The 16,047-nt window shown below is 61.7% G+C and carries 15 protein-coding genes; 1 reads left to right on the top strand and 14 read right to left on the bottom strand.

Features of this window, described 5'->3' with window-relative positions:
- Positions 1-81: 81 nt before the first annotated feature.
- Together hisD and QRN04_RS11210 are read right to left on the bottom strand one after the other, a co-directional pair.
- A complete protein-coding gene (hisD, locus tag QRN04_RS11205) occupies positions 82-1,464 on the bottom strand; it encodes a histidinol dehydrogenase (RefSeq protein ID WP_284976106.1) in 1,383 nt (460 codons plus the stop codon).
- Positions 1,465-1,468: 4 nt separating this feature from the next.
- Positions 1,469-2,002 carry a hypothetical protein gene (locus QRN04_RS11210; RefSeq protein WP_284976107.1) on the bottom strand — a complete coding sequence of 178 codons (534 nt, stop codon included), beginning with the start codon at positions 2,000-2,002 and terminating at the stop codon, positions 1,469-1,471.
- 109 nt (positions 2,003-2,111) lie between these two features.
- Between QRN04_RS11210 and QRN04_RS11215 the strand changes: the two genes are divergently transcribed.
- Positions 2,112-2,612: a flavin reductase family protein gene (locus QRN04_RS11215; RefSeq protein WP_284976108.1), complete on the top strand. Its 501-nt coding sequence runs from the start codon at positions 2,112-2,114 to the stop codon at positions 2,610-2,612.
- 68 nt (positions 2,613-2,680) lie between these two features.
- On the opposite strand, the gene dnaE is transcribed toward QRN04_RS11215, so the two are convergent.
- From dnaE to murG, 12 genes are all read right to left on the bottom strand, one after another.
- A complete protein-coding gene (gene dnaE, locus QRN04_RS11220) occupies positions 2,681-6,238 on the bottom strand; it encodes a DNA polymerase III subunit alpha (RefSeq protein WP_284976109.1) in 3,558 nt (1,185 codons plus the stop codon).
- 56 nt (positions 6,239-6,294) lie between these two features.
- Entirely contained in the window at positions 6,295-7,221 is a 927-nt protein-coding gene (locus QRN04_RS11225; protein WP_284976110.1) for an RluA family pseudouridine synthase, read from the bottom strand.
- Positions 7,214-7,822, bottom strand: a complete 609-nt coding sequence (gene lspA / locus QRN04_RS11230) for a signal peptidase II (RefSeq protein ID WP_284976111.1) — start codon at positions 7,820-7,822, stop codon at positions 7,214-7,216. Before lspA ends, QRN04_RS11225 begins: the two co-directional genes overlap by 8 nt.
- Positions 7,823-7,920: 98 nt before the next feature.
- Entirely contained in the window at positions 7,921-8,613 is a 693-nt protein-coding gene (locus QRN04_RS11235; protein WP_284976112.1) for a DivIVA domain-containing protein, read from the bottom strand.
- A gap of 158 nt (positions 8,614-8,771) precedes the next feature.
- A complete protein-coding gene (locus QRN04_RS11240; protein WP_284976113.1) occupies positions 8,772-9,059 on the bottom strand; it encodes a YggT family protein in 288 nt (95 codons plus the stop codon).
- A gap of 103 nt (positions 9,060-9,162) precedes the next feature.
- A complete protein-coding gene (locus tag QRN04_RS11245) occupies positions 9,163-9,696 on the bottom strand; it encodes a cell division protein SepF (protein ID WP_284976114.1) in 534 nt (177 codons plus the stop codon).
- Between the two features lie 87 nt (positions 9,697-9,783).
- Positions 9,784-10,503, bottom strand: a complete 720-nt coding sequence (locus QRN04_RS11250) for a YggS family pyridoxal phosphate-dependent enzyme (protein ID WP_284976115.1) — start codon at positions 10,501-10,503, stop codon at positions 9,784-9,786.
- Positions 10,496-11,254, bottom strand: a complete 759-nt coding sequence (locus tag QRN04_RS11255) for a purine nucleoside phosphorylase YfiH/LACC1 family protein (RefSeq protein WP_284976116.1) — start codon at positions 11,252-11,254, stop codon at positions 10,496-10,498. The genes QRN04_RS11250 and QRN04_RS11255 overlap by 8 nt, the downstream gene beginning before the upstream one ends.
- A 23-nt stretch (positions 11,255-11,277) precedes the next feature.
- Positions 11,278-12,495 carry a cell division protein FtsZ gene (ftsZ, locus tag QRN04_RS11260; RefSeq protein ID WP_284976117.1) on the bottom strand — a complete coding sequence of 406 codons (1,218 nt, stop codon included), beginning with the start codon at positions 12,493-12,495 and terminating at the stop codon, positions 11,278-11,280.
- A gap of 225 nt (positions 12,496-12,720) precedes the next feature.
- A complete protein-coding gene (locus tag QRN04_RS11265; protein WP_350224934.1) occupies positions 12,721-13,566 on the bottom strand; it encodes a cell division protein FtsQ/DivIB in 846 nt (281 codons plus the stop codon).
- Positions 13,559-14,929 (bottom strand): UDP-N-acetylmuramate--L-alanine ligase, encoded by a 1,371-nt coding sequence (gene murC / locus QRN04_RS11270; RefSeq protein WP_284976118.1) that lies wholly within the window; start codon positions 14,927-14,929, stop codon positions 13,559-13,561. The genes QRN04_RS11265 and murC overlap by 8 nt, the downstream gene beginning before the upstream one ends.
- Complete coding sequence (gene murG / locus QRN04_RS11275; RefSeq protein ID WP_284976119.1) at positions 14,926-16,044, bottom strand: undecaprenyldiphospho-muramoylpentapeptide beta-N-acetylglucosaminyltransferase; 1,119 nt, start codon at positions 16,042-16,044, stop codon at positions 14,926-14,928. Before murG ends, murC begins: the two co-directional genes overlap by 4 nt.
- Between the last annotated feature and the right edge of the window lie 3 nt (positions 16,045-16,047).

Genomic DNA, 16,047 nt, shown 5'->3' on the forward strand with positions numbered 1-16,047 from the left:
GGATTCACTTCCGACTTCAGTTTACGGTCGCGGGCACCGTAATGACAAGCTTGTCATTACTACATGTAGTGCCAGCAACCCTTACATGTTGTGGTTGGCGTCCGGTTGGAAACGGATCCTGACAGCGTCTCCGTGCCCGGGAAGGTTCTCCGCGCCGGACAGGCTCACGATATGGCTGCTGACCTGCTCCAGGGCGGCACGGTTGTAATTGATGACTTGGACTGCACGCAAGAACGTGGTCACATTCAGCCCCGACGAGAAAGCCGCCGTCCCGCTGGTCGGAAGCACGTGGTTGGACCCGGCACAGTAGTCACCCAGGCTGACCGGGCTGTAGTCGCCAACGAATATCGCTCCGGCATTTCGGATCCGTGCCGCCACGGAGGCTGCGTCCTTGGTCATGATTTCCAGGTGCTCGGCGGCGTAGGCGTTGCAGACCGCGATGCCCTGTTCCAAGTCATCCACCAACACCACGCCGGACTGGGGCCCGGACAGCGCCTCCACCACGCGTTCGCTGTGCTTGGTCGCTGCCGCCTGCTTCTTCAATTCACCCACGACGGCGTCAGCGAGTTCCGCTGAGTCGGTCACCAACACGGACGCAGCCTTGGGATCGTGCTCTGCTTGGCTGATGAGGTCCGCCGCCACCAAGGGGGCCTGTGCGGAGGAGTCTGCCAAGATCGCGATCTCCGTGGTGCCCGCCTCCGAGTCGATGCCTACCACTCCCCTGACGAGCCTCTTGGCGGTGGCTACGAAGATGTTGCCCGGCCCTGTGACAACGTCAACGGGCTCGATCGGTAATTGCCCGTCACCCCCGGGGACTCCGTAGGCAAAGGAAGCGATCGCTTGGGCTCCGCCAATGGCGTACACCTCTTCTATACCGAGCAGCGCCGCTGCCGCCAGGATGGTTGGGTGTGGCAAGCCGCCGAATTCCTTCTGTGGCGGCGAAGCCAAGGCGATGGATTCGACGCCGGCAGCCGCTGCGGGCACGACATTCATGATCACCGAAGAAGCAAGGGGCGCAAGACCGCCAGGAACATACAACCCAACCCGGCCTACGGGAATCCAGTTTTGGCTGACGACGGCGCCGTCCGCCAATGCGACGTCGACGTCGGCTGGCCGTTGCTTCCGGGCGAACTGCTTGGCCCTGCTGATCGATTCCTCCAGCGCAGCGCGGACGTTCGGCTCCAAGCCTGCCAGCGCTTGGGCGAGCGCCTCTGCAGGCACCCTGGGATGGGACTGTTCCACGCCGTCGAACGTCTTTGCCAGTTCTGACAATGCCTCAAAGCCGCGGCTGCGTACGGCGGAAATGATATCGAGGACCTTTTGTTCCGCGTCCGCCATCGTTTGATGCTTCGCCCTCGGCACAGCCGCACGCAATTCCGCCAGGGAAAGGCTGCGCCCCCGGAAATCAATGGTGCGGTAGGCCAGCGAGACGGCGGGTGCGGAGGTATCGGGAGAAGTGGTCACCGCCCTATTTTACGGGCTTCCCGGAAAGAACCCCGAACAAGGAAAGGACGAACGTGACAAAAGCCGTAGCACCTGGCCATAAGGCCAGCACCGAATAGGAGCGCAGCGTGAATCCATAGTCGGACCCGAGCGCTGGATCCACGGCGGGACCCCACAACTGCGCGGCCAGCAGGCCGATCGACCAGGAGACAACGGCACCTGCGGCCCCACCGAGGAGCGCAAACGCAAAGCGCCGGCCTGCTCCCCGTGTGTTTAGTTTCCCGTCCAAAAGGAAACCCGTCACCACTCCGGCAACCAATGCCAAACCGCCAAGGACCAAGTCACGCGGCAACCACGATGCTGGAACTGAGGGGTTGGCCAACGCCGGATTTCCGGACAGCAGATTGCCTCCCCCCGGGGCCAACAGCCACCAGAGGAGGCCCACAGCAATCCCCGAAGCCGCCGGGAGAACCAGCCAGGCTATGTCCCGCCGCCCTGGGCGGTGGGAGGCGGGGCCGGCTGTGGCTTCCGCGGAAATCTCTACAGTGGGATCGGTCATGCTCCCACATTAACAAAGGTTCATGCCACCTCAACAAAGTAAGGAGCCGCACCAGAAGGGGAATACGCTGAAGGGAGTACCTACCCGCACCATGGAGGAGAAACACCCCGTGTCCACCGAGCCGACTGGCTTTCAGCAAACCTTCAGGGAAATGTTCCGCCGGCACGCGGCAGGGGTGGCGATTATCACCGCCAACCTCAACGGGCACCCGTTCGGGTTCACCGCCACGTCAGTGGCCTCGCTATCCGCTGAGCCGCCTCGCTTTACGTTCAACATGGCCCGGAGCTCGAGTTCATGGCCTGCTGTGGCCAACTCCGAATTCATCGGCGTGCACATGTTGGGCCTTGAGAACCAGGCCCTGGCCAACCGGTTCGCAAGGACCCGCGACCGCTTCGAGGGCGACCACTGGGAGCCCGGTCCCCACGACGTTCCGATCCTCAAAGACGTCAGCGGGTGGCTGGTGGGACGGATACAGATGCGGCTTTCCTTCGAGAACAATGCCGTGGTGGTGGTAGAGGTCATCGACGGCCAAGTGGGCGAGGACGGCACTCCCCTGCTGTACCACGGCGGAGCCTACAGCAAGCCAACACCCTTGGATTATGAGATCTGAACGGACTGTGAGTTCTGAACGCACTAGCTAGCGATATATGCAGCTAGCAAGTACTCCTCAGCTGTCGTCTAGGTGTCAAGGCAGGCCGGCCCCAGGAGGACCTTGAGGTCGCCAAAGAGTGACGGGCTGGGATTTACCCGCAGATGTACGGGCAGGCCCATGACTTCGACTTTGGTATCACCGGTGAGCTTGAGGCGCACCTCGGAGTTTCCGCGGTGCGTTCGAAGAACGTCGCGCAAATCTGTCACCACCGTCTCTGTGGCTTTATAGGTGGGAAGAGTGATGACCACCGGACCGTTCACACTTTCGCTGAGGTCCGGTACCGATAGTTCCATGCAGTTCAGCGTCACCGCACCATCGTCCCGGCGCTGCAAGCGGCCTTTAACAACCACGATCAGGTCCTCGGCCAGCACTGAAGCTATGGGACCGTATACCTGGCCAAAGAACATAACCTCAATGGACGCACCAAGGTCCTCGATCTCCGCGCGGGCATAGGCATTGCCGCTGGCCTTGGCGATCCTGCGGCTGAGGGAGGTAATCATGCCCGCAATGGTGACTATCGCGCCGTCGTGCGGCCCATCCTCGGCGATAATCGACGCAATGGACTGTTCCGCGTGCTGGTTGAGGACGCCTTCGAGGCCCTGCAACGGATGGTCCGATACGTAGAGCCCCAGCATGTCCCGTTCAAAGGACAACTTGTCCTTCTTTTCCCATTCCGGCAGGTCCGGGATCTCAGTGGTCAAGGACGCTTCAGGTTCTTGGTCTTCAAAGCCAGCAAAGAGGTCGAACTGGCCAATGGCCTCATTCCGCTTAAGGGTGATGACCGAATCGATGGCTTCCTCGTGGATCATCGCCAGCGCGCGGCGGTGATGCCCGAGCGAATCGAACGCTCCAGCCTTGATCAAGGACTCGATCGTACGCTTGTTGCACACCACGGCAGGCACCTTCAGCAGGAAGTCCTTGAAAGAGGTGTATTTGCCCTCGGTGGTGCGGGCCGAGACCATGGCGTCCACCACGTTGACGCCAACGTTGCGGATAGCGCCCATGCCGAAGCGGATGTCGTGGCCCACTGGCGTGAAGTTCAACGATGATTCGTTCACATCCGGAGGCAGGACCGTGATGCCCATCCGCCGGCATTCGTTGAGGTAGATAGCGGATTTGTCCTTATCGTCACCCACCGATGTCAGCAGGGCAGCCATGTACTCCGGCGCATAGTGCGCCTTCAGGTAGGCCGTCCAGTACGAAATCACGCCATAGGCAGCCGAGTGCGCTTTGTTGAAGGCGTAGTCGGAGAACGGAAGCAGGATGTCCCACAGCGTCTTGACAGCGGCCATGGAGTAACCGTTGTCCTGCATGCCTTGGGAGAAGCCGGCAAATTGCTTGTCCAGCTCGGATTTCTTTTTCTTACCCATGGCGCGGCGAAGGATATCTGCCTGGCCAAGTGAGTAGCCGGCCAGCTTTTGCGCCACGGCCATGACTTGCTCTTGGTACACGATCAGGCCGAAAGTGCCGCCAAGGATCTCCCTCAGGGGTTCTTCCAACTCCGGGTGGATGGGGATCACTTCCTGGATCCCGTTCTTCCGCAGTGCGTAGTCGGTGTGGGCGTTGGCGCCCATGGGCCCGGGGCGGTACAGCGCGAGAACTGCCGAAATGTCTTCGAAGTTGTCGGGCTTCATGAGCTTCAACAAGGACCGCATGGGGCCGCCGTCGAGCTGGAACACGCCCAGGGTGTCGCCGCGCGCCAAAAGTTCGTACGACGCCGCGTCGTCCAGTTCCAGGTTTTCCAGGTCCAGGTCAACGCCGCGGTTCATCTTGATGTTCTCAAGCGCATCCGAAATGATCGTCAGGTTCCGGAGTCCCAGGAAGTCCATCTTGATCAGGCCGAGGCCTTCGGACGTTGGGTAATCGAACTGCGTGATGACCTGGCCGTCCTGGAAACGGCGCATCACGGGGATGACATCGATGATGGGGTCCGAGGACATGATCACACCAGCGGCGTGGACACCCCATTGGCGTTTCAGTCCCTCAATGCCCAATGCCGTCTCGAAGACCTTCGCGGCCTCGGGATCTGTGGCGATGAGCTGGCGGAAGTCCGCGGCTTCGCTGTAGCGCTTGGACTCCGGGTTTTGGATGTCCGCGAGCGGGATGTCCTTGGCCATCACAGCAGGCGGGAGGGCTTTGGTCAACTGCTCACCCATGCTGAATGGGTAACCCAATACGCGCGATGAGTCCTTAAGCGCCTGCTTGGTCTTGATGGTTCCGTAGGTGACAATCATGGCTACGCGCTCGTCACCGTACTTCTTGGTGACGTAGTCGATGACCTCGGATCGGCGCCGATCATCGAAGTCGACGTCGAAGTCAGGCATGGAAACGCGGTCCGGGTTGAGGAAGCGTTCGAAGATCAGGCCGTGCTGCAGGGGGTCGAGATCCGTAATGCGCATGGCATAGGCAACCATGGAACCCGCACCTGAACCACGGCCGGGACCCACGCGGATTCCGTTGTTCTTTGCCCAGTTGATGAAGTCGGCCACCACCAGGAAGTAACCGGGGAAGCCCATGGATGTGATGACGCCGAGTTCGTAATCGGCCTGGGCGCGCACCTTGTCCGGAATGCCTTGCGGATAGCGGTACTTGAGACCCGTATCCACTTCCTTGACCAGCCACGAGGTCTCGTCTTCCCCGGGCGGGCAAGGGAACCTGGGCATGTAGTTGGCACCGGTGTTGAAGGATACCTCGCAGCGTTCAGCGATCAAGAGGGTGTTGTCGCAAGCCTCAGGGTGGTCGCGGAATAGTTCGCGCATCTCTTGGGGAGACTTCAAGTAGTAGCCGCTGCCGGAGAACGCAAAGCGTGAGCCGCCATTGTCGTACGTTGGCTCCAGCAAGGTAGAGCCTGATTGGATCGCCAGCAGCGCCTCATGGGCCTTGGCGTCGTGCTCGTGCGTGTAATGCAGGTCATTGGTGGCGACGAGGGGAAGGTTCAGTTCTTTGGCCAACCGCAGGAGGTCGCCTGTGACGCGGCGTTCAATATCCAGTCCGTGGTCCATCAACTCACAGAAGTAGTTTTCCGCACCGAAGATATCCCGGAACTCGGCGGCCGCTTCGACCGCCTCCCGGTACAGTCCCAGCCGGAGCTTGGTTTGGACCTCTCCCGAAGGACACCCTGTGGTGGCAATCAAACCTTCGGAGTAGGTGTTGAGGAGTTCACGATCGAGCCGTGGCCATTTGCCGAACACGGAATCGAGGGAAGCGATAGATGAAGCCCGGAACAAATTGCGCATGCCCACGTTGTTGTAGCTCAGGAGCGTCATGTGGGTGTACGCGCCACCACCGGAGACGTCGTCCTTGCGTTGGCTTTCATCGCCCCAACGCACACGCTCCTTGTCACCGCGCGCGGTTCCGGGAGTTACGTAGGCTTCGACGCCGATGATCGGCTTGATGCCTTTGTCCGTGGCTTTACGCCAGAAGTCGAATGCGCCGAAAAGGTACCCGTGGTCCGTGGTCGCCAGGGCGGGCATGCCGAGCCGTTCCGTTTCATCAAACAACTCACCCAACCTGGCTGCTCCATCCAGCATGGAGTATTCGGTGTGGGTGTGCAGGTGGACGAACGAATCATTGCTGGAAGTCACCCGGACAGTCTACCGTCCAGGGTCCGACAGGATAGGAACGCGCGCGGCACGTGCCTCTATGCCGCCCCGGTTGCCAAGAGGTCCAAAGCGAACTGCAGATCTTCCGGATATTCGCTGGTGACTTCCACCCATTCGCCGGTGCGCGGGTGGGTAAAGCCAAGCTGGCGGGCGTGCAGCCACTGACGTGTGAGGCCCAAAGTCGCAGCGAGGCGGGGGTCCGCCCCGTAGGTTAGATCACCGGCACAGGGGTGCCGCAACGCAGAGAAGTGGACCCTGATCTGATGGGTTCGCCCGGTTTCCAGATGCACCTCCACCAAGGTGGCCTTGCCGAAAGCTTCCAACACCTCGTAGTGCGTCACTGACGGCCGACCGTCTTCGATGACGGCGAACCTCCAGTCATGCCCTGGGTGACGTCCAATCGGCGCGTCGATGGTTCCCTGCAGGGGATCGGGAAGCCCTTGAACCACTGCGTGGTACACCTTGTCCACCGTTCGTTCCTTGAAGGCCCGTTTCAGCACCGTGTAGGCGTTCTCCGTCTTCGCCACCACCATGACGCCGGAGGTGCCGACGTCGAGCCTGTGCACGATTCCGGCACGCTCCGGTGCACCCGACGTCGAAATCCTGAAACCGGCACCTGCCAAGCCGCCGACCACCGTGGGCCCAACCCATCCCGGCGACGGATGGGCAGCCACACCTACGGGTTTGTCGATGACAACGAAATCCTCATCATCGAGCAGGATATTCAGGCCTTCCACGACTTCCTCCACCACCTCCAATGGATCCCGGCGTTCCGGAATCGTGACGTGCACAACCGCGCCTGCTGTAAGCTTGGCCGATTTCTCAAGCGTTGCTCCCCCGCTGGTGACGTTGCCCTCCGAGAGGAGCAACGCGGCCGCCGACCGGGAAACATCCAGCAGTTTCGCTATGCCTGCGTCGGCCCGGACGCCACCCAACTCCTCTGGAATGCTCAGCTCCCTACTCACCGGGTGTCTCCGGAGCGGGGCCTTGCGCGTTGCCCGCCTCAGCGGTTCGCTCGCTCGGTGCACCGTGGCGCGAACCGTCCATGGCTATGCCGCGCAGCGTCAAGATACAAACGATCGCGACCCCGGACACCACAGCAGAATCCGCAATGTTGAAGATCGCGAAGTTGGGGAACTGGATAAAGTCCACAACGTGCCCCATACCGAATGACGGTTCGCGGAAAAGACGGTCCGTCAGGTTGCCGAGCGCGCCTCCCAACAGCAAGCCCAGTGACAGCGCCCACCACGCAGACCCAAGTCGGCGGAGTTGGAAGAGGATAGCGACGACGACCACTGCCATGATGATGGTGAAGATCCACGTAACGTTCTCTCCAATGGAGAAGGCTGCACCCGAGTTGCGGATGTAATACCAATGCAGCAGTGGCGGGAGGACAGCAATCCGCTCGCCTTCCTCCATGGTGCTGGTGACCCAAAGTTTGGTGAATTGGTCCAAGGCGTAAGCGAAGGCAGCGCAGGCTGCGAAGAGCCAGAGCTTTGCCGGACGCCACTTGCGATCGCGTGCAGGCATGGGCGTCAGGGCGTCATCGGTAAGATCGTCGGTCATTGTGCTTTCATTCGGGAGGCTTGGTGCGTTGCCGTCAGGCGTTAACAGCAAAAGCCGGTGACCGAGGAAACCCCAGCCACCGGCTTTCAGAATACTTGCTAAACGTCGGCGGTTGCTTCGCCGACCTCAGGAGCAGCAACTGAGCCGCGGGCGTCGAGATCGCGGAGCTGGCCTTCAATGTAAGCCTTCAGGCGTGAACGGTAGTCACGCTCGAAGCCGCGGAGCTGCTCGACCTTGCGTTCGAGCACAGAACGCTGCTGCTCCAGGGCACCCAAGATCTTGCGGGACTTTTCCTGTGCGTCGTTGACCAAGCTGGAGGCCTCAATCTGTGCCTCAGCAATGATTTTTTCCTTCTGCTGTGCACCGTCGGCGACGTGCTTGTCGTGCATCTGCTGGGCCATGGCCAGCAGGCCTGCAGCGGATTCAGCGGAAGGAGTGAGGTTGTTGCTGGGCGCCGGAACCTTCGCTGCGGCAGCGGCGGCGTCGTCGGCAGCCTTCTTCTTGGCAGCTTCCGCGGCCTTGGCCTCAGCCTCGGCCTTAGCTTCGGCTTCTTTATCAGCCTTAGCCGGGGCAGGAACCTTCTCCACGACCGGGGCAGCAGCGGCGGCTGCAGGAACGGCAGCACCGGCCTCGCCAAGCTTCTTGCGAAGTTCGTCGTTCTCCTGGTTCAAGCGGCGAAGTTCAACAACGATCTCGTCAAGGAAGTCATCGACCTCGTCTTGGTCGTAGCCTTCGCGGAACTTGGTCGGCTGAAAGCGCTTGTTGACAACGTCTTCTGGCGTCAAAGCCATCTGGTCACCTCATTGGTCTAGTTAGTCAGTAGGCCTTCCGGCCGTTCAAAACTACGGTACCTAAATATCATCTGGTTACTCTAATTCAACACCATCGTGTTGATTTGGAGAATTTGCGCACGTCAGGCCCCAGTTGGAGCCCTCGGTGACCCGGCGGGCTAGGCCAAGCTGCTGGTCACTGCCATGGCGATGCTCACTGCAATGATGAGGATCAGGAAGCCCAGGTCCAAGGACACACCACCCATTTGCAAGGGCGGAATCAGCTTGCGGAGCCTTCCAAGCGGTGGGTCCGTCACGGAGTAGACCACGTGGGCAGTTACCAAGGCCGCACCCCGTGGCCGCCATTGCCGGGCAAACATCTGCACCCAGTCAAAAATGAGGCGGATGATCAGGGCAATGAAAAACAGCAACAACACGATGTAGATAAGGCCGAAAACAATGCCCACAGGTTAGCTCAAATCTCCCGAATACTTCCGAATGCCGTCGCTACCATTTCAACACAGATGCCAGGCAGGTTTCCCCGCCTGGCATCTGCCCGAACCGGTAGTGTCAGCTTTGGTTGAAGAAACTGGCCTGCGTTTCGCTGGCCTTCTTGTCATCTCCGATGACTTCAACGTACGACGGCGACAACAAGAAGACTTTGTTGGTGACCCTCTCAATGCTTCCATGGAGTCCGAAGACCAAGCCGGCAGAGAAGTCAACCAATCGCTTGGCATCGGCTTCACCCATGTCGGTGACGTTCATGATGACCGGAATGCCATCCCTGAAGCTTTCACCGATGAGCTTGGCATCATTGTAGGAACGGGGATGAACGGTGGTGATCTGCCTCAGGCCAGAGGCATCCTCGCGGCTGGAGGCCGCACGCTTGATGGGTGTCACGGGTGCGCGGTATTCCTCTTCGGCGTCAACAACGGGCAATTCACGGACTACTTCCCGGACGGGAGCGGGCGCCCGGCGCTCTTCCCGCTCCTGCTCCTGGGGGCGTTCTTCATCATGCTGTGCCACGGGCTGCTCAGATTGGTAGTGTTCATCGCCGTCGGCGAGCCCAAGATAGATCATTGTCTTGCGCAGAGCGCCAGCCATGGTGCACTCCTTATCGTTTTTGCAGTAGGCGGGCCGCCATGACATGCAAGTATCAGAACCCCGGCCCATCGTTCCAATAATTCGACGCTACCCCACGGCCGGACGTGATCCGAGAATATCGGAGCCAATTCTCAGGTGTGTCGCCCCGAACTTCACGGCAGCTTCCAAGTCCTGGCTCATGCCGGCAGATATACCTGTGGCTGCGGGGTGCACGGCGCGGAGGGCCTCGGAAATTCCGGCGAGTTTTTCAAACGAACGTTCCGGATCGGCACCCAGCGGAGCCACAGCCATGATTCCTGCGAGGCCCAGGCCCTGGGCGGCTTGGATCCTGTCGGCGATATCTTCGACGTCGGACGGGTCAGCGCCGCCGCGATGTCCTCCAGCGCCGGAGTCAAGGCTGACTTGGATGAAGCACTGCAGGTCGGTGCGTCCCGTGGCGTCTTGCTCCCGTTCGATGGCCTTTTCCAAGGCCGCCACGAGTTGCGGCCTGTCGATCGACTGAACGGAGGCTGCATACTTGACGACCGACTTTGCTTTGTTGCTCTGAAGCTGCCCGATGAAGTGCCAGCGGACGTCAACATCTGCCAACTCGGCCGACTTGGCTGCCGCTTCCTGGTCACGGTTCTCCCCAACATCCGTGACACCTAGGGAAACCAGTCGGCGGACGTCATCGGCAGGGTGGAACTTCGTCACCACAATCAGCTTGGGTTGGTCGCCCCGCCCCGCAGCAAGGGCGGCAGCCGAAATCCGGTGCCTAACGGTGTCCAGGCGTTCCGCAAGCGTTCGTGTCCGCGCGTCGTCAGTCATGCATCCACACCAAACCAGCGAACCGACCAGTCTGTGTGTCCCGTCGGTAGGAGAAGAGCGCGTCATTTTCCAACGTGCACTCCCCCGAGTACTCCACGGCAACATCTGCGGCGGTCAATTGTTCGCGTACCCCTGCTGGAAGATCCAGGGCGGCCGTACCCCACGAGGTGGTTGACCACGTACCCGGTACCTGCGCGGCGACTTCCGCCCGAAGCTGCTCCGGGACCTCATAGCAGGAGCCGCAAATGGACGGCCCCACCCAGGCACGGATGCGGACGGCTCCGCGGTTGCGCATTTCGGCGACAGTCGACGGAACGACGCCGGAGGCCACGCCGGGGCGTCCGGCATGCGCCACAGCAAGGACGACGCTCCCATCGGCGCCGTCACCGACGAGCACCACAGGGACACAGTCGGCCACCATGACAGCAAGCGGCTGGGCACGGCGGGAGAACCCTGATACTGGAAGCCCCCCGGACACCATGGCATCGGCAGTGGGGCCAGGCCCCAAGGCGTCGATGGGCGCCACGGTATTGCCGTGGACTTGATTCATATATTGGAAGTTCCCTGTGTATTGGGACTGCCCTGTGTATTGGAACTGCCCCGTGTCAAGGCCGGCCGCCCTGTTCAAACGGGTCCGGCGTGCCGCCACCTGTGCGGGGTCGTCCCCTACATGAAGGGCCAGATTCCCGGCGCCCGTATCCGTAAAGGCTACAGAAACGCCGGGTCTCACTTCATTGCGCCACCAAAACACCGAGCAAAGTCTCCGAACGCGACTTACTTGAGGAAGTCAGGAACGTCGAGGTCGTCCGAACGGCTGCCCGAAAGGTCGGGCTCTACTACTGCCGGAAGGTCGACGTCGAACCCTGAGTCCGCGGGCAACGCGGACGGGCGCTGCTGGCCCCAGTTGCTCAGGCCTGCAGCGCCGATACCTGCCGTCGCATGCTGCGGTGCGGCAGCACTGGAGGGAGCCGCACCGGGAGCCGGGCGGTCCGGGGTGGCCGGGTGCTGCGCCGGGCGCGACTGGTCCATGGACGGCGACGTAGCCTTGACGTCGTCGAAGCCTGCGGCAATAACGGTGACGCGGGCTTCATCGCCCAAGGCGTCATCGATAACTGCACCGAAGATGATGTTGGCCTCCGGGTGCGCAACTTCCTGCACCAAGCGGGCTGCCTCGTTGATTTCGAACAAACCGAGATCGGAACCACCCTGGATGGAGAGCAGCACACCGTGTGCACCATCGATGGAGGCTTCAAGCAGCGGCGAAGCGATAGCGAGTTCAGCTGCCTTGACAGCGCGGTCCTCACCGCGGGCCGAACCGATACCCATCAAGGCAGACCCTGCCCCTTGCATGACGGACTTCACGTCCGCAAAGTCCAGGTTGATCAGGCCCGGCGTGGTGATGAGGTCGGTGATGCCCTGGACACCGGAAAGAAGGACCTGGTCCGCCGAGCGGAAAGCGTCCAGAACCGAGACATTGCGGTCGCTGATGGACAGAAGGCGATCGTTCGGGATGACGATCAGCGTGTCCACCTCGTCACGAAGCGCGTCGATCCCGGCTTCAGCTGAGCCTGCGCGACGCCGGCCTTCGAAGGTGAAGGGGCGGGTGACGACGCCGATGGTCAGCGCACCGAGGGAACGGGCAATGCGGGCAACGACCGGAGCGCCGCCGGTGCCTGTACCGCCGCCTTCGCCGGCCGTGACGAAGACCATGTCAGCACCACGCAGGACTTCCTCGATCTCGTCGGCGTGATCTTCGGCGGCCTGCTTGCCAACTTCGGGGTTGGCGCCGGCGCCAAGGCCACGGGTGAGTTCACGTCCGACGTCGAGCTTGACGTCAGCGTCGCTCATCAGCAAGGCTTGCGCGTCCGTGTTGATGGCGATGAACTCGACACCACGGAGACCCACCTCGATCATGCGGTTGACTGCGTTCACGCCACCGCCGCCGATGCCGACGACCTTGATGACGGCCAAGTAATTCTGCGGTGCTGCCACGTTTCGTGCCCCTTGCTTGTGTCCTATAGCGAAACTGATCGAGTCCAACGTGAATCCTTGGACCTTAACCCTCTAGTTGAAGGTTATAGTTATGTCAAGTAACTCTACTGCGACGGTATTTCCTCTGGTTCGCACATGCAATGACCGCTTGCGCGTGTCGTCCGAATGTCCTGTTCCGAGTCGGAAAGTCGTGTCCCGTCGCTGGAGGGTTACGGGTGGAAGTAGTTATTTTGTGAAAGGGTGCCTCGGGACGCTGACGTCGTAGACGTTGATCGGGTCCTTCGGGTTGGGCGGCATGTTCAGTAATGCCTGGAGTGCTTTGGCCTTCAATTCCCTGTCCTCGGCATTGCCCCACACTACAGTCTTTCCGTCAACGAGTTTTAGTTCCACCGCATCCGGCGAGGCTGCGGAGGCCGTAGCCATTTTAGCCAAAACGTCTGCGGGCAAGGTGTCCAGAACGGCCGCAATAGCCTTGAACAGATCCGTGTTCACCGTTCCCGCGCCCGGGTCGATCAGAGGCAGCGCGGCTCCCGTTGGGTCCTTGGTTACCCCGAGTTGCACGCCGTCGACATCCACCATCACGTACGCGTCCCCTTGCTTCAAGAGCGCCACGGGTACGCGTTCATCGATGTGGACCAGCAATTCCGAAGGCGGCCGTGCTTCCACCGTGGCCGAACGGACCTGAATCAACGGCTTCAAGAGATCGTTCACTTGCTGTTCGCTGACTTGCGGCAATGGCTTTCCCTGAAGTCCCGACAACGCTTTTTGAACAGCGTCCGGCGTCACGATCTTGGTGCCGTCCACGGCGATGGAACGGACCGCAAGGACAGGCGAGTACACGGCTCCGCCCACAATAGCCGCCACCAGCACAACGATGATCGCCACTGTCCATCCGATGAGCCGCCGCTTTCGCTTGCCCTTTGGCTCCGGAAAGACGATGACGTTGGCAGGCACTTCCGCCTTAGCCTGTTTGCCACCCGGTTCGGCAGGGCGTGGAACTTCCACGGAGCGTTGGGCACTGATGACGTCGGCACCACTGCGAATCGGCCCCGGCTTGCGTGTACTAGCCACCCAGGGCCTCCACGATAACGGGACCGTATGCGGTCACGTCACCGGCGCCGACCGTCAGCACGACGTCGCCGTCCTCCGCCACCGTCGCGATGGCGTCAACGGCTTCGTTACCGCTGACCAATCGACCCTTGGCCAGCCGATCGGCGATCAGCGCGCTGGTGACCCCTGGAATGGGGTCCTCGCGGGCGGGGTAGATATCCAGTACCAGTGCCGTATCTGCGGTGTCCAACGCTGCCGCAAACTCGGGAGCGAACTCACGTGTCCTGGAGAACAGGTGGGGCTGGAAAAGGACATGGACTTTCTTGCCCGCGGCCACCGAACGGGCGGCAGACAAGGCCGCGCGGACCTCCGTGGGGTGGTGTGCATAATCGTCATAGACGCGCACTCCCCTGGCCTGGCCCTTGAGCTCAAAGCGCCGCGATGCACCTGTGAAGTGGGCAAGGGCCTCTGCTGCGACCTCAGGGAGCACACCGAGTTCCACGGCAACTGCGAACGCCGCCGTCGCATTGAGGGCATTGTGGCGCCCCGGCACCTGCAAATCCAGGGCGTGCCGGTTCTCCCCTATGGCCACGGACACCTTGCCCGGGCCGTCGTCGTAGAGGCGGATGTCGGCGTCGTCCGCTGTTCCGTAGGTGACCACGCGTGTGGTGCCCTTCGCCGCTGTCCGCTCCGCCAATGCCCGCGCCCCCGCATCGTCGGCGCACGCGAACAGGACGCCCTCAGACGGAAGTAGCGCTGCGAAGTTGTCGAAGGAAGCGAACACAGCCTCCGGGGTCCCATAGTGGTCCAGGTGGTCGGCTTCCACGTTGGTGACGACAGCAACCAGCGGCTTGTAGTTCAGGAAGGAGCCATCGGATTCGTCGGCTTCGGCCACGAAAATGTCAGAAGACCCGTGCGCTGCATTGACCCCTAGTGCGGGGACGTTCGCGCCGATCGCGAAGGTGGGATCTCCCCCCGATTCCTTCAACAGGACCGCCACCATCGATGTAGTGGTCGACTTGCCGTGAGTGCCGGCGACGAGGACCACGCGGTGGTCCGCCATGGCCGCCGCCAGCGCCTCGGAACGATGCAACACCGGCAGACCCTTGGCGCGCGCCGCGGACAGTTCCGGATTGTCGGGACGGATCGCAGACCCGGCGACGACGGTTTCCGCATCGCCGAGGTTGGCGGCGTCATATCCGACGGCGATGCGCGCACCGGCCGATGAAAGGTCACCCATCACCGGCAGGTCTTTGGCGTCGCTGCCGCTCACGGGCACGCCGCGCGAGACCATGATCCGGGCAACTGCAGACATCCCAACACCACCGATACCGATGAAATGGACCCTGCCTAGGGTTTGAATGGAATCACTGCTCTGGTTCATGCGGACACCGCTTCCAAGACAAGATCAGCCATTCGCTGATCGGCGTTTCTCACTCCAAGGGCTTCGGAACGGCGGCCCATGTCGGCAAGCCTTTCCCTGTCCGTCAACAACGGAATCAGCTGTGTTTCGATCCATTGCGGGGTCAGGTCCTTGTCATCCACCAGAAGTGCTCCTCCAGCTCCAACGAGGGCGGCGGCGTTCAGTGCCTGCTCGCCATTGCCGATGGGCAGCGGCACGAACACTGCCGGAACACCCACTGCAGCGACTTCGCTGACGGTACCGGCCCCGGCGCGGGCCAGGAGAACGTCGGCAGCCGCGTACACGTTCTCCATACCATCCACGTACTCGACCTGGTGATAGCCCTGGGCCGTGAGTGCACCGCCGTCGCCATCTTGGACGGCTTTACCGCGGCCGGTGATGTGCAAGGTTTGAATGCCCGCTGCGGCCAAGGCCGGGAGGGCAGCAGTGATGGAGCGGTTGATGCTCAACGCGCCCGAGGACCCACCGGTGACGATCAGGGTCGGCTTGTCCGCATCCAACCCCAGGGCAGCCCTGGCAGCTGGACCGGCAACTGAGCGGTCAAGGGCTGAGACCGCCCGGCGCATCGGCATGCCTACGTGCCTGGCACGCCGCAGCCGCGTCCCCGGGAACGCCACTGCCACGCGGTTGGTGAAACGCGCTCCGACCCGGTTGGCCAAGCCCGGCCGGGCGTTTGCTTCGTGGATAACAATGGGGATCCGCAGCCGGCGTGCGGCCAGGTACATGGGCGTGCACACATAGCCGCCGACTCCAACCAAGACGTCGGCGTCTGCCTCCCGCAAGATCTTGCGTGCTTGCGCGACGGCGCCGCTCAGTCTCCCTGGAAGCCTGAGGAGATCGGCAGATGGCCGTCGCGGAAAAGGAACACGGTCAATGGTGGCAAGCTCATAGCCGGCAGCAGGGACCAGCCGGGTCTCCATGCCCGAGGACGTTCCAACGGTCAAGATGGCGGCATCCGGCCGTTGCTCCTTGATGGCATCGGCGATCGCCAGCAGCGGACTGACATGCCCGGCCGTTCCGCCGCCGGCAAGGACGACTGAAAGGGGCTTGGTGACATGGGAAGAGGCAGACGTCATGAA

The sequence above is a fragment of the Arthrobacter sp. efr-133-TYG-104 genome, assembly GCF_030208915.1.
In the GTDB taxonomy this organism is placed as follows: Bacteria; Actinomycetota; Actinomycetes; order Actinomycetales; family Micrococcaceae; genus Arthrobacter.